Annotated in this window: 14 protein-coding genes and 4 pseudogenes; 8 read left to right on the forward strand and 10 right to left on the reverse strand. The window is 56.0% G+C overall.

Annotation, left to right across the window (positions count from 1 at the left end; all coding sequences use genetic code 11):
* Positions 1-5: 5 nt before the first annotated feature.
* The 3 genes and pseudogenes from FGL94_RS18515 to FGL94_RS16170 all read right to left on the reverse strand — a co-directional run.
* Positions 6-386, reverse strand: coding sequence for a hypothetical protein (locus FGL94_RS18515; RefSeq protein ID WP_206664951.1), 381 nt, complete (start codon positions 384-386; stop codon positions 6-8).
* A 451-nt stretch (positions 387-837) separates the two neighbouring features.
* Complete coding sequence (locus FGL94_RS16165) at positions 838-3,342, reverse strand: heavy metal translocating P-type ATPase (RefSeq protein ID WP_058365062.1); 2,505 nt, start codon at positions 3,340-3,342, stop codon at positions 838-840.
* Positions 3,343-3,533: 191 nt separating this feature from the next.
* Positions 3,534-3,866 (reverse strand): annotated as a pseudogene (locus FGL94_RS16170) (arsenic resistance protein); the annotation flags it as partial.
* A gap of 356 nt (positions 3,867-4,222) precedes the next feature.
* Here FGL94_RS16170 and FGL94_RS16175 point away from each other — a divergent pair.
* Positions 4,223-5,044 (forward strand): IS5 family transposase, encoded by an 822-nt coding sequence (locus FGL94_RS16175; protein ID WP_080508277.1) that lies wholly within the window; start codon positions 4,223-4,225, stop codon positions 5,042-5,044.
* Between the two features lie 66 nt (positions 5,045-5,110).
* On the opposite strand, the gene FGL94_RS16180 is transcribed toward FGL94_RS16175, so the two are convergent.
* The gene (locus FGL94_RS16180) at positions 5,111-6,106 is read right to left on the reverse strand and encodes an arsenic resistance protein (RefSeq protein ID WP_144800187.1); all 996 of its coding nucleotides are present in this window, start codon (positions 6,104-6,106) and stop codon (positions 5,111-5,113) included.
* A 483-nt stretch (positions 6,107-6,589) separates the two neighbouring features.
* Here FGL94_RS16180 and coxB point away from each other — a divergent pair, with 483 nt between their 5' ends.
* From coxB to FGL94_RS16200, 4 genes and pseudogenes are all read left to right on the forward strand, one after another.
* Positions 6,590-7,381, forward strand: a complete 792-nt coding sequence (coxB, locus tag FGL94_RS16185) for a cytochrome c oxidase subunit II (RefSeq protein ID WP_058365907.1) — start codon at positions 6,590-6,592, stop codon at positions 7,379-7,381.
* A complete protein-coding gene (locus tag FGL94_RS16190) occupies positions 7,378-9,876 on the forward strand; it encodes a cbb3-type cytochrome c oxidase subunit I (RefSeq protein ID WP_144800188.1) in 2,499 nt (832 codons plus the stop codon). Before coxB ends, FGL94_RS16190 begins: the two co-directional genes overlap by 4 nt.
* A gap of 102 nt (positions 9,877-9,978) precedes the next feature.
* Positions 9,979-10,809: pseudogene (locus FGL94_RS16195) on the forward strand (IS5 family transposase).
* A 66-nt stretch (positions 10,810-10,875) separates the two neighbouring features.
* Positions 10,876-11,256 (forward strand): annotated as a pseudogene (locus tag FGL94_RS16200) (cation transporter dimerization domain-containing protein); the annotation flags it as partial.
* On the opposite strand, the gene FGL94_RS16205 reads toward FGL94_RS16200, so the two are convergent.
* Positions 11,257-11,667 (reverse strand): CopG family ribbon-helix-helix protein, encoded by a 411-nt coding sequence (locus FGL94_RS16205; protein ID WP_058365909.1) that lies wholly within the window; start codon positions 11,665-11,667, stop codon positions 11,257-11,259.
* A 102-nt stretch (positions 11,668-11,769) separates the two neighbouring features.
* On the opposite strand from FGL94_RS16205, the gene FGL94_RS16210 reads away from it, so the two are divergent.
* The 3 genes and pseudogenes from FGL94_RS16210 (at position 11,770) to FGL94_RS19015 (ending at position 13,243) form a co-directional block, all read left to right on the forward strand.
* Complete coding sequence (locus FGL94_RS16210; protein WP_058365910.1) at positions 11,770-12,549, forward strand: hypothetical protein; 780 nt, start codon at positions 11,770-11,772, stop codon at positions 12,547-12,549.
* A 290-nt stretch (positions 12,550-12,839) separates the two neighbouring features.
* Positions 12,840-13,120, forward strand: a pseudogene (locus FGL94_RS19010) (IS6 family transposase); the annotation flags it as partial.
* A gap of 6 nt (positions 13,121-13,126) precedes the next feature.
* Positions 13,127-13,243: a DUF6293 family protein gene (locus FGL94_RS19015; protein ID WP_379765143.1), complete on the forward strand. Its 117-nt coding sequence runs from the start codon at positions 13,127-13,129 to the stop codon at positions 13,241-13,243.
* Positions 13,244-13,252: 9 nt separating this feature from the next.
* On the opposite strand, the gene FGL94_RS16220 is transcribed toward FGL94_RS19015, so the two are convergent.
* The 5 genes from FGL94_RS16220 to FGL94_RS16245 all read right to left on the reverse strand — a co-directional run bounded on the left by FGL94_RS16220 (position 13,253) and on the right by FGL94_RS16245 (position 17,309).
* Positions 13,253-14,491 carry a phage integrase SAM-like domain-containing protein gene (locus tag FGL94_RS16220; protein ID WP_144800126.1) on the reverse strand — a complete coding sequence of 413 codons (1,239 nt, stop codon included), beginning with the start codon at positions 14,489-14,491 and terminating at the stop codon, positions 13,253-13,255.
* Positions 14,488-14,946 (reverse strand): hypothetical protein, encoded by a 459-nt coding sequence (locus tag FGL94_RS16225; RefSeq protein ID WP_058365911.1) that lies wholly within the window; start codon positions 14,944-14,946, stop codon positions 14,488-14,490. Before FGL94_RS16225 ends, FGL94_RS16220 begins: the two co-directional genes overlap by 4 nt.
* A 3-nt stretch (positions 14,947-14,949) precedes the next feature.
* Complete coding sequence (locus FGL94_RS16230) at positions 14,950-15,531, reverse strand: DUF7342 family protein (RefSeq protein WP_058365912.1); 582 nt, start codon at positions 15,529-15,531, stop codon at positions 14,950-14,952.
* 427 nt (positions 15,532-15,958) lie between these two features.
* Complete coding sequence (locus tag FGL94_RS16240) at positions 15,959-16,444, reverse strand: hypothetical protein (RefSeq protein WP_004594450.1); 486 nt, start codon at positions 16,442-16,444, stop codon at positions 15,959-15,961.
* On the reverse strand, positions 16,437-17,309 hold the full coding sequence (locus FGL94_RS16245) for a ParA family protein (RefSeq protein ID WP_004594451.1): 873 nt from the start codon (positions 17,307-17,309) through the stop codon (positions 16,437-16,439). Before FGL94_RS16245 ends, FGL94_RS16240 begins: the two co-directional genes overlap by 8 nt.
* Positions 17,310-17,432 lie beyond the last annotated feature (123 nt).

Raw genomic sequence — 17,432 nt, forward strand, 5'->3', positions numbered from 1 at the left:
CAGCTCTAAGTTCTCGATGTCGGCGAACTCGTCATTCCAGCAGGAAGTTCCTGTGCGATCTCCCGAAGGAGATCGCACAGGAAATTGTGAAGCACTTTAGCGAGGAGATCGACACGAGACAGTTGCTTGATGTTGGCCTCAATGAACGTCGAATCCATCCGTTGAGTACTCGCATCAATCTCAAATTCACCCTGAAAGTAGGTACGGTGATTCTCGAAAACCTCGTTTAGCAGGTCGTGACCGGTCTCTTCTTCGTATTCCATCAACCGACGGCGGAAATTGGTGAGTGTCTTCTCACAAATATTGTCTCCGAGTGTCTCCTTTCCTAATACGTTCCTGACGCGAAAGTCGAAGACGTAGGCGTGTTCGAGCTCTTTGTCGGACATACCGGCAGGTGTTAGATAATCTCCAAGGAGACAAGCTCGTTGACTGGCTTGTTCGGACGGCTATACCCGTCGTGGTATAGCCGTTCGAACTTTGTTTCATCAATTTGGGTGAAAACATGTTCGCAGAAGTGAGTAGACCAGTGATTCTGCAGTTTCTTTCGTATCCTGCCTGAAAGGTCTTTCAAAGGCGAAAAGAGCATCTCTTGCTCATGTTCAGTATTTTCTCTAAACACGTTATTACCCAATTTATTGACTTAACGAAACTCTGATGTAAATAACTTACAAATATTATTTTAGACACCTCAATTGAAGTCACATAGAAAACTCAGGTAACTCATCAATACACCTTTCTACGGTGCCGTCATCCTCTGAATTTAGCACGAAAAATCTATCAACTCCTGAGGATTTCAACCGAGCGACTCAACTCTGTTCTCGTCTTGGCTCGTACATGCTACTGAAGCAACTTTCGTCGGGTGTTCACAGCGACTAGACCGCCGCCGGCAATGACTGCGATCGCTGCTGACAGCGGATTGAAGAACCCGACGGCCAACGCCAAGAGAGCGATTCCGTTGTAGGAGAACGCGAGGAGGTTGTTCTGTTTCACGCGACGACGAGCCGCACCCGCTAGGTCGAAGGCGGTTTCGACGGAGCGGATGTCGTTGTCGACGATAGCGATATCGGCGGCGTCAGCAGCTAACGCCGTGCCGCCGCCCAACGAAATACCGAGGTCGGCGGCTGCGAGTGCCGGGGCGTCGTTGGTACCGTCCCCGATCATCGCGACCTGACCGTCTGATTTGAGTCGCCGGATCGTCGCCGTCTTTCCTTCCGGTGGAACCTTCGCGAAGACGTGCGTCACGGCTTCGTGCTGCTTGAAGAAGTCCGTCGCTTCCTCGTCGTCACCGGTCAAGACGACGATGTCCGTGTCTCGTGCTCCGAGCCGAGAGATGGTGTCGTCCCAGCCGTCCCGCGGCTCATCGCCCACGACGATCAGCCCCTCTGCTGTCCCGTCGCGACCGACGACGACCGAAAGCTGACCGAAGCCCCGAGCGTCGGCGACACGAGACCGGATGTCGTCGTCCACGGTCCACCCCTGTTCCGCGAAGAGATCGAGGTTTCCGACAAGATACGGAGTTCCATCGATCACCCCTTCGATACCGGACTGGTGATTCGTGAACTCGCTTATCTGGCCTGTTTTCTCTGTCTCATTACCGTTATTGTCCGAGTTCGATTGATCGTCAAGGCCTTGGTCGGTCGCATTCCTGTGGGCGAAAGCCGTTGTGATGGCGTTTGCAGCGGGATGTGATGCTCGTTGTTCGAGCGCTGCGACGGCGTCAAGGAGGTCCGCAGGAGCGTCCGCTTCGATCACCTCCATCTCTCCGGTCGTGAGGGTCCCCGTCTTGTCGAAAACAACGGTATCGATGTCTCGGAGTCGTTCGAACACCGTCTCGTCGAAGATAATGATCCCCCGACGGAGTGCACTTGCGAGGCTCTTCGCGACCGAGAGCGGCGTCGCAAGTCCGAGGGCCCACGGCGAACCGGCGAGGAGGACCAGCAGTGCGAGGAGGATCGCGTCCGGGATGCTCATGTCGAACGCGATTACACTGGCACCACCGATCGCAACGGCGGCTCCGACAACGAGAAGTACCGCGTACGACGCGAGTTGGTCGGCGTGGCGTTGGACGCCGTGAGTCGCGCTCTGGAGGTCCCACACGGCTGTGGTTATCCGATCGATACTGCTCGTCACGTCCGTGCCGACACGAACCAAGGCCGCGCCGTCCGTGACGATCGATCCACCAATGATCTCGTTGCCGGCGCGTTTTAGCACCGGAAGCGACTCGCCAGTGACGATCGCTTCGTCGACGGTACAGCTGTCTTCGACCAGTTCACCGTCTACTGGGACTCGTTCACCCTGTCGAACGAGCACGACATCCCCTGAATTGAGGTCCTCCACGCGAACTTCCTCAGTCTTCCCGTCCGAGTCATACGTTCGTGCGCGCTCGACTTGTGATATCGTGAGTTCGGTGAGGCGATCAAGGGCGCGCTGCTTGATCGACGACTCGTAGAACACCATCGCGGTGACTGCGGCCGTGACGACGATCGCGAGGTCGTAGAAAATGTCGTTTTGTCCGAGGATGACAGCGGCCGTACTGTACGTGTACGCGCTGATCGCGGTGATCGCGACCAACAGGTCGGTGTTCGGGCGTCGCATTTTGAGACTGAGGTATGCGCCGCGCAACACCGGGAGACCGGTGAAGAGGAGAATAATGCCGGTCATCACGAAATACAGCCGGAGGAAGACGAACGCTCCCTCGCTATCTAGACGGAAGGCACCCTCGAATATTTCGAGCGCTTGCCAGTCAAATATTGACGCAAGGTGAGCGGGATAGATAATTGCGACGTACGGGACCAACAGAAACGCACCGAAGAGGAATCCGACGGAGTATCGCATTCCCAACAGCTGGTCGTCTCGACGCTTTCGAATTCCACCCATCTCTCGTGCTCGGCGCGTCGTCCCACCGGTTTCGCTCACGTCTGACGAGGCATCCTCACGGAGATACGCCGTATACCCGAGGGTACTCAATACATCACGCAGCGACTCCTTCGAAACAGTGTCTGGGTCGTGTTCAACTCGGATCGTCTCGGTGACGTAACTCGCCTCGGCACTGATCACTCCCTCTTGTTTCTCAGCGAGAGATTCAAGATACGCCTCACACGTCGCGGAGTACATGCCGTCAATCCGGAGGAACGTCCGAGAACGATACTGATCGGGAGGAACAGTGTCGTCTCCCTCATCAATCTTGTTCTCAGTTGTGGTCTGGGTGACATCGAGAGAATCGGGAGCCCCAAGCGTCGTGTGTACATCGTGGCACCCGCTCGAACAGAACGAGCGTTCACCATCAGCCTCGAACGTGGAAGACTGAATCTCTCGACCACACAAATAACATTTTTCAGTCATATATTAGTGGGAGTGGTTCATGCTGTCTGTCTGAGAGCACACCGGTCTGAATGGACACTATGAACCATGTTTTTTATAGAACGTATTCGGATGATAGGGTGTCTGTCGCTTATGATTCGGTAAGTGGGTCGTGTTTATGTGGTTGTTGATACTCTCTGTGGTGGATCTGTGTCAATCAGTCGTATCCACACCTACGTAGCATCCTCGGAAATATGCGACCACCACCCTCGCTCGCTGATCGCTATGTGTACTTGAGCGATGATCCCCAACAGGGGCAGTTCCAAGAGCGGACCGATCACAAGCGCCAACGGAATGAGTGGTTCATTCGGGAACGCGACGACGGCGATCGCGAGTGCAGTCGGTGAGTTTCGCGACAGGATAGTGTTGTTGAAACACACGAGTTCCTCGTACGAGAAATCAAGCATACGACCAATAGCGAATCCGACACCGAGGTTGATCACGTAAAAGGCGATCACGGGAATCGCCATCACAGCGAGCAGTCGCGGATTCTCGACGATTACCTGAATTGAGGCGCTAAGGCCCCTTCCTCATTCGTCTTTAGTTAATACTCTTAGTAATACTTAGTAGCTTCATATTCGATCCAGATTCGACACGTTCGTGCCGGCAATAGGTGGAAAATGGCGGTTTTGAGGGTTGCTTGTCGTTCGATATCAGCAACAACAGAATCTCAGCCGTGATTTCTACTACATCTAATACTCTTAGACATAATTTAAACTCAAGTATTACTACTGGGCTTAACTAAAGACGAATGGCCCCTTCCTCAACGAGCGACCGAAGGGAGCGAGTAAGGAGGGGATACAGCGCCGCGGCTCTGTTGAAATCCTCAAAGAGTTACATGTTTAGCCTGTAATTCGACGAAATGAAGGCCCTCCCGAAGTCGCAGATTCTCCGTTTTGCTGAGAAGGCGATCCATCTGGCGCGTCGAGCGGTCTCCCGATACTCCTCGAAATTTTCTAAACACCGCTATACACTTCCCCAACACGTTGTTCTGTTGTGTCTCAAAGTTCAAAAGAACACAACCTACCGTGGCTTGCTTGACGAACTGATCGAGATGCCACGCATCCGTCGAGCTCTTGGATTAGCTGAACTTCCTACTCCTTCAACGCTCTGTAAGGCGTTCAATCGACTTGATATGACCGTATGGCGTATCATATTGACTCTCTCAGCGACGCTACTTCCGACGAGCGGAGTTGTTGGAGTTGATGCATCAGGGTTCGACCGCAGTCACGCTTCGAAACACTACACGAAACGCGCCGAGCTCACGATTCAGCAGCTCAAAGTGACGCTGCTGGTCGATGCGAAGGTGAACGCAATCCTAGATTTACACGTGACGACGACCCGGAAACACGATAGCCAGGTTGCGCCGTCACTGATCAAACGCAATCCCGAGAATATCGACATTCTGCTCGGTGACAAGGGCTACGACGACCAGAAGATCAGGCGGCTTGCTCGTCAACACGAGGTTCGTCCACTGATCAAGCATCGTGAGTTCACATCGCTCCATAAGGCATGGAACGCGCGCTTAGATGCTGATCTCTATGGCCAGCGGAGTCAATCCGAGACAGTCAACTCTACGCTCAAGCGGAAGTACGGTGCGTTCGTCCGCTCACGACGATGGTGGAAGCAGTTCCGTGAACTCACCATCGCTTGTCTCAGTCACAACATCGACCGATCACTCTGAGTGGTCAAGACATATGATTCACAGACCGCTCAGGATCAGGGAGTAATGATTCTTGCCAGTCTTCATTCAGTCTCTGCTAAACACCGTTGCTGGATCAAACGGCCACCACTCGCGGTTTCGGATCGCCAAATGGATTTGTGCAATGAAGCCTAACAGCGGAAGTTCCAACAGCGGCCCAATAACCAGTGCGAGCGGGATGAGCGGCTCGTTCGGGAACGCGACGACGGCAATTGCGAGGGCCGTCGGTGAGTTCCGTGAGAGGATCGTGTTGTTGAAACAGACCATCTCCTTGTAGGAGAACGAGAGTACTTGTCCGACGCCAAACCCGATGCCGAGATTGATCGCATAGAAGACGAGAACGGGAACCGCGAGAAGAGCAAGTAATCCGGGGTTTTCGAGGATTAGCTCCCCCTGCGAAGCGAACATTGCGCCGATGGCGAGACTGAGGAAAATAATCTGGAGCGGACTCAATTTCGGCAGGAAGTGCTGCTTGAACCACTGCGTCCCCTTTTGTCGGGTCAATGCCCACCGAGCAAGTCCACCAACCACAAGCGGGACGACGAGTACGAGAACGACGCTTTCGATCAGCAGCTCCATCGGTAACGCGACCAGTTCGCCCGCGAAGACGTACAAGTAGAGTGGAAGCAGTATCAACTGGAGAACGAGGTTGTACGGGAGAATAGAGGTAGCCAGCGGAACATCTCCGTCCGCAATATCGGTGAAAATGAGATACCAATCCGTACATGGTGTCACCATCAGCATGATGAGTCCGACCCACAGGGCAGGGTGATCTCGAAGGAAAACCGCGCCGAGTGCCACCGCTAACAGCGGACTCCAGATGAAATTGACCAGAAGACTAGACCCGACTACACGACGATTTCCGAACGCTGCCCGGAGGCGAGAGAGTGGGATTCCGGTGAACGCGGCGAACAGCATCACCATCAAGAACGGGAGAATGAGTGAGTCCGCAATCGGCGGAACACCAGCGATCTGACCGAGCACTAACCCACTCAGAATCGCAATAATAACGAATACACTCTGGTACTTCTCGACGAAATCCATTCTGTTGCGTCTGTGTCGGGAGCCATCCTAAGGATGTTGCTTATTGTAATGACACTAAAGAGATAGATTGGGAATACAATAGACAATTTTGTGACAACGTGAGACAGTCACTGGCCATTTCTGGTCCATATGTAGCGAGTGAATTAGTCTCAACTGCAGAAGATCCCACGAGCGCAAAACCGAGGGGGAGAGAAGGAGACACGTGGAGGCTCTCGTCGATGGCGACCGCGTCGAAATGGTGGTCGTTGATACAGTTGGAACGTCGTTCATGAGCTGGAATACAGTCATATCGAACGCGCGACGGAAGGGTATCTGTCTCGGTTTCGGATGCGTGTCTGATTGCGCAAATCGTCTGTTACAATCTTGCTCTGTCGGCGTCGCCGTAACGTCTCGTCCGAGAGTTCGGTGCGGCCATTCTAGCCGGACGATACAAAATAATAAGTGTACCCTCGTGAAGGGGCGCGCAAGAGTCGAAAGGCAAACATGATAGATCCAATTATCCTGCAACAGGGGAGCGACTGGCGCGCGCAGGCGGAGGTCTTCGACGAGATCTTCTTCGTCTTCCTCGCGCTCGGTACGCTCGTCGGCACAATCGTCGTCGCGTACACGCTGTGGAACGTGTTCAAATATCGCGACGACGGCAGTGAACCGAAGGAGGACTTTGACGCGCCGATCGTCGGTGAACTCCCGACCGGACAGGGCGGTCCGAAAGCGAAGAAGCTCTTCCTGTCGTTCGGATTGAGCGCGATCGTCGTCATCAGCCTTGTCGTGTACGCGTACGGACTCCTCCTCTACGTCGAAGAGGGTCCAGACACGAGCGACGCGGGGAATATCGAAATCACCGTCGAGGGGTACCAGTTCGGTTGGGAGTACATCTATCCGAACGGTTACTCCACGAGGGGCGAGATGATCGTTCCGGCCGATCAGCGGATCGACCTCAACGTGACTTCACGCGACGTGTGGCACAACTTCGGCTCGTCGGAGTTACGGATAAAATCCGACGCCATCCCCGGAGAGTACAGTAGTACCTGGTTCTCCGTGAGTTCCGAGGACGTTGAAGCACAGGGTGGCGAAGCAACTTACCGAGTCGAGTGCTTCGAACTCTGCGGCGCGGGCCACTCTGCGATGACTGGTCAAATCACGGTGCTCCCGCAAGACGAGTGGGAAGAATGGTATGCTGGAACCCAAGGTGAAAACACTTCTAGTGTCGACAGCGCTGGCGCCGGAAATGCCTCCAGCGTTGACAACGCAGTCATTCGAGGTGCCCCCGCATGAGCGAACTCCCGCCAACGACTTCCGTCAAACGATGGCTCGTCACGACCAACCACAAGGACATCGGCATCCTATACACGATTACTGCCCTGTTCTTCCTACTGTTCGGCGGTGTCCTTGCGCTGCTGATCCGTGTCCAGCTCTGGGACCCGATGAATCAGATCCTGTCTGGGCTCGCGTACAACGAGGCCGTCACGGCCCACGGACTGATAATGGTGTTCTGGTTCCTCTCCCCGTTTGCCTTCGGCTTTGCAAACTACTTCGTGCCGCTCCAGATCGGTGCCGACGACCTTGCGTTCCCACGGCTTAACGCGCTCTCCTATTGGATGTACCTGTTCTCCGGCGTACTGTTGTCAATCAGCTTCTTCCAGGGCGGCACGCTGAGCGCTGGCTGGACGATATACGCTCCGCTCAACATACCCGCGTACACACCGAGTATCGGCTCAACGGGAGCGATACTGGCACTCGCGATGTTCACCATCGGAGTCACCGCCTCGTCGGTGAATTTCCTCGTGTCTATTCATCACTCGCGTGCCGAAGGAATGGGGATCATGGATATGCCGATGTTTACCTGGACCATCCTCGCGACCGTGTGGATGATGCTGTTCGCGTTCGCTGCATTGCTCGCTGCGGGACTCATCCTCGCGTCCGACCGCGTGCTTGGGTCGGTGTACTTCTCCGCAACAGAGGGCGGGTCCCTGCTATGGGGCCACCTGTTCTGGTTCTTCGGCCATCCGGAGGTGTACATCGTCTTCTTCCCGGCTCTCGGTGCGATGTTGGAGCTGTTCCAGACGTTCTCAGGGCGCCGGCTCGTCGGACGGAAGTGGGTGATCATCGCCATCTGTCTTGTCTCCGTCCAGTCGTTCCTCGTATGGATGCATCACATGTTCCTGACGACGATCAACCTGGAGATCAAGACGCTGATGATGGCGACCACTATCGGGATCTCCTTACCCTTCGACCTGATCGTGTTCTCGCTGATCTACACGCTCATCAAGGGACGAATACAGTTCACGACACCGTTCCTCTTCGCGTTCGGGGCGCTACTATTGTTCATCCTCGGCGGCATCACCGGAGTGTTCCTCGGCGCCATCGTCCTCGACTACGAGTTCCGTGGCACCTACTGGGTGGTCGCGCACTTCCACTACGTGATGTTCGGGGGGGCGACAGCCCTGATCGGCGCTGCGTACTACTGGTTCCCGAAAATAACCGGGAAGATGTACGATGAACTCCTCGGGAAGATCCATTTCGTGCTGTTCTTCATCGGGTTTAACGCCGTCTACTTCTCGATGTTCCTCGGCTGGGAGACGCCGCGCCGTGTCTTCGAGTACAACCCCGAACTCCAGATCTATCACCAGTTCGGGACGATCGGTGCATTCGTACTCGGATTCTCCTTCTTCATCATGTTCTACAACTTCGCGAAGTCGTACGTTTCCGGCGAGCCCGCCGGCGACAACCCGTGGGACTACTCGCGGACTGCCGAGTGGGCCATCTCTTCACCGCCGCCGCTCCAGAACTGGCCAAACCGGCCGTCCTACGCGTCCGGCAAGCTCGAATTCGTGAAGGATTATGTGCCCGACAGAGGTCCGGCAGTGAAGACCGACGCCAACGGGAACGGGGCGACTGACGGTGGTGACACCCACTCCGAGCACATCAAGGAGTACCCGTACTGGGACAAGCACCCGAGCCACGCAAGCATATGGCCGCTCACACTCTCGTTTGCAGTTGGTGTGTTGTTCCTCGGGCTTACCGGATTCCGCGATAACGTTGTCTTCGAGGTCGGCGAGTCGCTCGCATCGACGAGCGTGACGATCTCGAATCCGGTATACCCGATACTCATCGTTGTCGGATTGGTCGGACTCGTCTGGACCGGGGTGAAGTGGAGCCTCGAGGACTTCTATGCCCCACCGACCGAGTTCGCCGAACGGTGGCCGTTCGAAGGTGTCGAGAAAGTCAAGCTGGGGATGTGGTTCTTCATCGCGTCGGACGTGATCGTCTTTGGCGCGTTCCTCTCCGCGGCCATCTTCGTCCGGTACAACGCCGGCTGGATGACGTGGGAGCCACTGGCCGAACCACTACCGGGACTGATCAACACGTTCGTGCTGCTCACCTCATCGTTCACCGTGATCTTGGCGCTGGTCGCTGCTCGCCGGAAGAGCCGGCAGGGCCTGCTTGCGTCACTCGGCGCAACGATAGTGCTTGGGTTCACATTCCTGGGTATCAAGCTCTGGGAGTGGAACAAAGAGATCTTCGAGCGGGGCGTGACGATTTCGGCGAACGCCCACGGTGACCCAATCCAGGCGTCGATCTATTACGTGACGACGGGGCTCCACGGGATCCACGTAGTTATCGGCCTCGTGATCGCCATCTTCCTGTTCGTCAGGGCGTATCAGGGGCACTACTTAGAGGACGAGCGGCCGATCGAGTACTTCGGCCTCTACTGGCACTTCGTCGACATCGTCTGGGTGTTCATCTTCCCGCTGTTCTACCTCTTCTGAGGACAGCGGCGGAGTCACCGTATTTGACTGTGTTGAATCACCATACAGCAGCGGGGTAGGCCACTAAATCAAAGGAGTTGAAGCGGGAAGATCCGGTTGCCTGTGACACAAATCTCCCGCTTCATCGGGGAAGTTGTGCCGGTTGCTCAAAGAGTTACTGGCGATGGAGGCGAATCTGCCGCCCCGGAAGGCGGCGGCGGATTCGCCGACTATGCACTCGTTTCCCTTCACTGTCTGCGGATTTACCTCGATTCATCGTACCGCATTACGATCGACCTGCTCAAAGAAATGCCACAAATAACCGGAGAGATCGGCCTCAACGCGGCCGATCTCCCAGCGCCGTCCACGTTGTGTAAGGCGTTCGACCGGATCAGTATGAGCGTGTGTCGAGTGCTGCTGCGCCAGTCGGCGCAGCTGCACGATCTCTCTGAACACGCCGCGATCGACGCCACGTTCTACGAACGCTCAGCAGCGAGCCGCCACTACTGCCAGCGAATTAGCTACCGCGTTCAAAAGCTCAAAGTCACGAAATTAGTCGATACAGCGTCTTAAGCCGTCCTTGACGTTCACTGCTCAACGAACCGGGAAGGAAGCGACGCAGACCTTGCTGAGCAGATCGCCCGCCGGAACGCGGGCGATCTGCGGTCTCTTGCGGCCGATAAAGGCTATGACAAGCAATCGCTTCGTGAAGGATTACGCGACCTCGGGATCAGACCGCTGATCAAGCACCGTATCTTCGCTCCGTACGACCACGCACACAACGCCAGAATTGACGATAACAGCTACAATCAGCGCTCTATGACCGAAACCGTGAACTCGGCTGTGAAGCGCTCGCTCGGCTTCGCCGTGCGAGCGCAGACGTAGTTTCGTGAGTTCCGAGAAATCGCTCTGATGTGTGTCGTCTATAACATCAAGCGCTTCGTTAAACAGTGAATCACTACGCCTTACAGCGATTCAACACAGCCTGTCTAAGTTAACACGACCGTCATCTGCTGGGCGAACGTCACGTATCTGTCTGGCGCAGCCCCGCCAGCCGGCGTCCAACAGTGCGTCGAAGACTGCGTTCGTGAACACCCTGCCGTCGAAGGTGTCCACGACACTGCCGTCTACTATATGGGGGCTAATCTCGAAGTTGAACTCCACGTCGAGGTTCCCGGAGACTACACACTTCGCACTGCCCACGAAATCGAAACAGTGCTTATCGACAGGCTTCGAGATCTCCCCGCCGTCGGCGACGCACACGTCCATCTTGATCCGGCAGGAACGGACGAGTGGAAGGACGCCGACGAGGACGGCTCACCCGTCGAGTCTGACGGATCCGGAGACCAGCTCCACGACCAACGCACGAATACAGAGATACGCCACACTCCTGGTGTGTAATCAGTCGGCCGTCTGATTATCGTGGTCCGGCTGAAGGAACATTACGTTGACTCTCCCCACAGCGTCGAAATCGCGAAGCTGGTAGACGAGTTCGCGAATCCGTCCAGCTGACCCCTCACAGAAGATTGTTTCGAGACACCACTCGCCATGATGCATATGCTGAGTCGTCCCGATGATATCATCAAACTCGTGTTGGACAGTGTGGAGATCCCCGATGACGAGCGTGTGCTCGTAGTCGAAGGCGAGCGCAGCGACTGCGGTCCCGTCAAGCCCTTCGAGGGTGGTATGACGCTCTATATACTCTTGGATCGCCTCCCGAACAGCACGCGAGCGCGATTCGAGTCCTTCGTCTTGCCACGTTTCGTCGAACGACTCGAGAATTTCTCCGGGAATATTCAGGCTGGTTCGCATTAAGGGAATGTTAGCCGGGGACGCCTATGAAACTCATTATTACGGGATCCCCGAATCGGCCATAACAACCCCTATCAGTCCGTCAGTCTCGTATTCTTCTATATGGTGACTGGAGTACTTGGTCTTGCACTCGGGGCGAGTGTGCTCGGGCTCTCTCACGGGCTCGCCCCGGGCCACGGGTGGGCAATCGCGGCGAGCTATGCACTCGACAAACCGAACAAGTGGTTCTACGGCGCTGCATCGAGTCTCATCCTCGGGATCGGCCACCTCATCAGTAGTATAGCGATGGTGGTGGTCTACTTCTGGGCGCTTTCGTACTTCGGGCTCACACAACTCAGCTGGATGAATTACGTGGCGGGCGCGCTACTTATCGGGCTCGGAATCTGGCAGTATTTCAACGGGCATGACCACGGTACTGGATTTAATCACGACGGAGAAGAAGAGGAAGATAAGCACGCCCATGATCACGCGGACGACCACGAGCACACACATCGCACTGAAGAGACGTCCACGTGGGGGGCTCGCATTCGACGCGCCCTCCCATTCGTCGGTGAGTCCAGCCACGACCACTCGCACGGTCGCGTCGACGAAACGCCCGAGCGTGGCCTCTACGGGATGGTTGCACTCGCGTTTGCGCTTGGCTTCACACACAACGAAGAGTTTGACATTATTGCCATCTGTACCGGCTCGGCATACTGTCTCGAGTTGATGCTTCTCTACTCGCTCGCCGTCATCGTCTCCCTCGTCGGAGTGACTCTCCTGCTTGTGGCCGGCTATGAGCGGTACGAAGAGCGGCTCGAAGGATATGTCGAGTACCTCCCTACATTTACGGCAGCGATCCTCATCGTGATGGGGATCGGGTTCATCCTCGGGGTCTTTTGAAAGGACTGAATCTATACTTCCACGATGCGCCTATCGCAGGGTTATGTAGACGGTCGGTCGGACACTGTCCACCAAAGAATTGGCAGTGAAATTCCGGAAAGTGATACGAAGAGTGGATGTCCGAAAGACACTTGAGAAAGCACAGGAGAGCTCCGGGGTTGCCCCTGAGTGGATCCTCCTAATACTGCGCGTGGTGATCGTCGCGAACAGAGCTGTAGACGTGACAGTACTCCTTTCGACGTTCCTCGCACCGACGTTTCTCATCCAGCTGGTTAGCCCTGTCTTCCATGATGAACCTGCCGAGATTACGGGTTCCTCGAAATCGCACGCCTCGAGGAGATAGCGACTGCTTCGAGTTAGATTTTCTGGAGCGCGAGGCAATACCCAAACCTGCGATGAAGCTCGGTATGTGCCCTATTTAGCTTAAGTGAATATAGGAAATTGTTTTTATACAACATACGGTGAGGTCAACCGTTGTCCGTCAACCATCCACAACTGGGTACTGAAGACAGATCTCCAGTCGCTCGATGGGGTAAATCCGGATCACGTTGCGGTCGACGAGACTGTGATCCACTGAATGATAACCGAGAAGGGCTTCGTTGAAACCAAAGACGTGGGGCGAAGGACGGACGTAGATCTTACCGAGGAGGGGAAAAATACACTCTCCGCGTTTAGGCATCTCATCGAAAAGTGATTAGTATAGTTAGCGCTCAGTCGAATCGACCTCTTCCAGAGCTTCTGTAGCAACATCACCTAACTCCCCTGCCTCGATATGTGAATACCGTTCTCGAACCATCTCTTCGGAGTTATCGAGATACCGGGCCGCCACCGTGTACCCAAACGCGCGGACAAGTACCTCGCCCATTCCACGTCGACCACCGTGGGGCGCGAGATAATCGTGTTTCGGGTGGTCGATATCGACCTCTGCGGCCTCCGAGAGCCGTTGGAGAATCGTCCGTGCGCCGTCCGTCGTAATCGACGGCGGCCGAATGTCCTCATCGAGCGCCAGCAGTAGATCGCGAGCGTATTCTTCACGGCGCTCAGTAATTGCTTCCGGGAGTTCCCCTCGTTCGGCTAGCTCATCCTGGATGAGTCCTGCGAGCGTCCGTTGGTCGAACGTCGGGAACACCGGCCAGCGTTCCGTCGGTGGGTCCATCAGCCTTCGATAGCTCCGCAGTGGAGAGATTACTGGGTCGGGGAGACTGGCGGCGTCCCATTGCTGCTTCTTCCGGTAGACATCCATACTACCGTCGTCGAGCGAAATTTCCTCCCACCGGACGCCGCGCCGGCGTGGGTCGTTCGGATCCCGGAGCAGTTCCCCGACGCGGACAGCGGTGTACGCGAGAACGAACACCAGCGCCCGGTCACGAGCCGCCTTCAGCGCCGCGTAGCGCGCTCGCTGTCTGTCAAGAGGGTCAGTATCCCCCGGGAGTGTGGTGAACGTCTCGATGGCGTCACGGGCTCGCTCGTCGACGTACCGGGTCAGGGCGTGGCGCTGCTCGGACGTCCAGGCCTGCTGATCACCGGGCTTGCGACCGTCGTCCTCCGGCAGCGGCGCCATCGCACTCGCCCGCTGCGCGTAATGGGCTTCGAGATATCCCTCGTTGACGCACCACCCGCACCACGCGGAGATATAGCGATAATAGGTTTGTACGGTATTCTGTTTGAGCCCGCGATCGCCGGCGAGATGCCGGGCGTACTCCCGGAAGACGCGTTCATCGAGGTCTTCGAAGGTGGGCTCCTGGTCGACGTCGTCGGATACGATCCCGGTCCAGTCGTCGGCGCCGCGGTCGCCGGCGGCCCACTCGGCGAACCGCTCGAGCTCGCGTGCAGCGTTACGTCGGTAGTTCCCGCCGTCGCCACCGCGGCCTTTCCCCTTATCCTGGAGGTAGCGCTCGAAGAAATTCTTGAGTGACTGATCGGCGCGTTCTCGGGGTGTCATGGTTCCTCGTTCGCGTACTGGTAGGTCGGACGGACGTCCTCGAGGAGCTCTTCGACGATTTCCCAGAGAACCAGGGAAGGGGTCTCGTGTTCGAATGTAATCTCCCAGCGATCCTCCGTATCGGCGACTGAGTACTGGAAATGCGCCCGTCCGAGATCGGGATGGTCCTCGTCCTGGTGCCAGCCGGCGTGAAAGCCCGTGTTCGGGTCGGTGTAGTTGATACGGAACCAATCGTGAGGGTCCTGCCGATACCACTTGACGGTCAGCTCCGGCGAATCAGGGCCTGTCGGGGGATCCAGACGGGCCGGATCGAAAATCGCCCGCAGCTGCTTGGCCTCGATATCGTCAGGAACGTACTCGACGGCCGTGATCTGGGGAACACGGTCGAGGACGTCCCGCTTCAATTGGGTGTAGAGGTTCGCGTTCGGATCACCACCTGGATGCGGGACCGACATTCGTTAGCTGCTGGCCTCAGCGGGCTCTGTCGTCGGAGCGAGGAAGTCCCATTCGCGGATGGCGAAGCCAACGATCTGGATACGCCGCTGAAGGTGCTCCCACTCGCGGGCAATCTCACGGCGACGATCTTCCTCCTCAGCGTCAAGAGACTCGTCAGCGAGCGTCCCGCGAAGCTGGTTCGGTGACTCGACCTCGAATTCATTCTCCCAGTCGCGAATCTGCGTCTTCATATCGGCGAGACGGTCCGTGAGTTCCTCGACAGTGTGCCCGCTGTCTCGAAGCCGCATCGCCTCCTGCATTGCTTGGCGGCGGTAATCAGGGTAATACGTGGTGTGAGTCCCGCTTTCGTCACGGTGGAGGATGCCATCGTCGACGAGCCGATCGAGGACGCGTTTGGTCGGCTCGTGTGACCAGCCCGCTTCCGAGGCGATCCAGTTCGCCGTCTGAGGCTCCGAAAGCTGCCGGGCGGTCATCCTCACGCGGTCTTCACCCGTGGTCTGGCGTTCCATCAGGCCCTCGGAGTTCGATTCGTCTTCGGACATACAACACCGTTCGCGCTTTATCTTAATATAGGTTGAGGTCATTAGTTCTATATCGAATGCGTTTCTTCGCCATCGCCTCGACCTCGGCTGAGGAGAGTCAGAGAAATCTCAAACCCCGTTCTTGGCAGTTCTACCCCGGGGGAAGCGCCGTCGTGAGGCGGTTGCAGCATTCGTGCTTCACCGACGGCGGCGTGGTACTTCAAAGTGGTCGTGATTACCCACATAATCAGGACCACCAGTGACAGAAGTCTCATAACCATTTTTCCGATGATAGAGGAGTTCTATCGCCCGAAATTCGGAGTTGGCCAACGGTATAAATCATATACCGCTATACCAAAACCGCGACCGCCGTTCGGACCCGGTTCCGAGAATAATCGCGAGACTGCAAGCAGATGGCTTGCTACACAATCTGCATAATGTACAATGCGCACGAAATCTGAATGATGAGGGAAATCGCCCAAATCTAATGTTAGTCGTTCGTAGCTTGCTCGCTCAGCATCTCCACAACTTCCTGAACACGTTCCTCATCGGCTTCGATACCACGCTCCCGGAGGATCTGGAGGGCGACCTCATCACCGTGGTCTGCAATTACCCGGAGACACGCATCTTGAAATTCTCTTCCCTCAAATTCGGGAACATCAAACATAGAGCACGCAGCAGTTACCGATGATCGCATCCGGGTGACGCCATTCCACGTGTCTTCCCGGACATAGAAGCCGTGCATATCGGTCTCATCAAAGGAGAAGGCCGGTCCACCGGTGGATTCGTCCACATCCTCCTCATCCTGCTCAGGAATGGACTCAGTCTCCGACTCTGTGTCCTCAGGAATTATCTCTTCATCCGGTTGCGGTTCATCCTGGGTGTCAGTACGTTCGTCGTCATCCGATTCGGCTCCTTCCTCCGTTTGTTTGAGCTGTTCAGCGACGTCCCCGAAACGGTCGTCCTCATTAGGCATGGCTGTGTTCCTCCACGAGGTCCGCTAAGTGGTCGAAATTCGGGATCTGGTCACAATCTTCGTCGAACTCCGAGACCGGCATTCCTTGCTTGAACGCGCGGGAAATTGCGGTCCGTTCGCGAATCCCTGGCTTCGGAATACTATCGATGGTGCGTCCCGAATCATCGAGGGCATCGAAGATCTCCGGGTCCACACGAGCGTACTCGGGGACGAATGAACCGAACTCCCGGTTGAGATTTTCAACGAGAGTCCGATGCTCGTTGCGTTGTCCCATTGTTTCGCGAATCATATTCGGAGTGACTGCGAGGATATCCAACCCGATATTCTGCCGGATTGGGGAGATCTGGCGTTCAATCATCTTATTGAGGCCGTTGATCGAGCCAGCACGCGGGATTAGCGGGATTATGACGCGCTGGACGGCGATGAGGGCGTTATCGGAGAGTTTCCCACGGCCGCCTGCGGCATCAATTATCACGTAGTCGTATCCGTTTTGTATGAGCGGATCGACAACGTTCCGTCGAAGCTTCACGTCTGCGAACCGTTCGTCCTTCAGCCTCGTCTCGACGTTCTCGAGTTCGTTACTCGACGGGAGTAGGTGAACGCCGAAGTCCGTCTCGATAAGCAGGTCTTCGGGGTCCTCACCATCGATAAGGGCGTCACCGAGGTTCGCATCTCGGTCGTACGCATCGTCGTATCCCAACTGGGTCGTCATGTGCCCGTCCTTATCCAGATCCAATAGTACCGTCTCATGGCCACGAGCAGCGAGTCGATCAGCGATGTTGAGCGCGATCGTGGATTTCCCTACCCCTCCCTTGAGCAACGAGACAGCTGCTCCGGGGAGCCCTTCAAACTCGTCAGCACTCATAGCTCAGCACCCCCATAAGAAGAGGATTTTGTACATTTTGTAGGTAATGTACATTGGGTAGATGTTGAAGGTTGCGCGAGTTTTGTCGATAATGTAAGTTTCGCACTGGTCATACGCGGTTAG

It is taken from the genome of Halorubrum salsamenti (genome assembly GCF_007671685.1).
GTDB classification, from domain to species: domain Archaea; phylum Halobacteriota; class Halobacteria; order Halobacteriales; family Haloferacaceae; genus Halorubrum; species Halorubrum salsamenti.

What these genes read in the sequence shown, in the direction of transcription:
- FGL94_RS18515 (WP_206664951.1), bottom strand. Translation starts at nt 386, where the DNA reads ATGTCCGACAAAGAGCTCGAACACGCCTACGTCTTCGACTTTCGCGTC.
- FGL94_RS16165 (WP_058365062.1), bottom strand. Translation starts at nt 3,342, where the DNA reads ATGACTGAAAAATGTTATTTGTGTGGTCGAGAGATTCAGTCTTCCACG.
- FGL94_RS16175 (WP_080508277.1), top strand. Translation starts at nt 4,223, where the DNA reads ATGAAGGCCCTCCCGAAGTCGCAGATTCTCCGTTTTGCTGAGAAGGCG.
- FGL94_RS16180 (WP_144800187.1), bottom strand. Translation starts at nt 6,106, where the DNA reads ATGGATTTCGTCGAGAAGTACCAGAGTGTATTCGTTATTATTGCGATT.
- coxB (WP_058365907.1), top strand. Translation starts at nt 6,590, where the DNA reads ATGATAGATCCAATTATCCTGCAACAGGGGAGCGACTGGCGCGCGCAG.
- FGL94_RS16190 (WP_144800188.1), top strand. Translation starts at nt 7,378, where the DNA reads ATGAGCGAACTCCCGCCAACGACTTCCGTCAAACGATGGCTCGTCACG.
- FGL94_RS16205 (WP_058365909.1), bottom strand. Translation starts at nt 11,667, where the DNA reads ATGCGAACCAGCCTGAATATTCCCGGAGAAATTCTCGAGTCGTTCGAC.
- FGL94_RS16210 (WP_058365910.1), top strand. Translation starts at nt 11,770, where the DNA reads ATGGTGACTGGAGTACTTGGTCTTGCACTCGGGGCGAGTGTGCTCGGG.
- FGL94_RS19015 (WP_379765143.1), top strand. Translation starts at nt 13,127, where the DNA reads ATGATAACCGAGAAGGGCTTCGTTGAAACCAAAGACGTGGGGCGAAGG.
- FGL94_RS16220 (WP_144800126.1), bottom strand. Translation starts at nt 14,491, where the DNA reads ATGACACCCCGAGAACGCGCCGATCAGTCACTCAAGAATTTCTTCGAG.
- FGL94_RS16225 (WP_058365911.1), bottom strand. Translation starts at nt 14,946, where the DNA reads ATGTCGGTCCCGCATCCAGGTGGTGATCCGAACGCGAACCTCTACACC.
- FGL94_RS16230 (WP_058365912.1), bottom strand. Translation starts at nt 15,531, where the DNA reads ATGACCTCAACCTATATTAAGATAAAGCGCGAACGGTGTTGTATGTCC.
- FGL94_RS16240 (WP_004594450.1), bottom strand. Translation starts at nt 16,444, where the DNA reads ATGCCTAATGAGGACGACCGTTTCGGGGACGTCGCTGAACAGCTCAAA.
- FGL94_RS16245 (WP_004594451.1), bottom strand. Translation starts at nt 17,309, where the DNA reads ATGAGTGCTGACGAGTTTGAAGGGCTCCCCGGAGCAGCTGTCTCGTTG.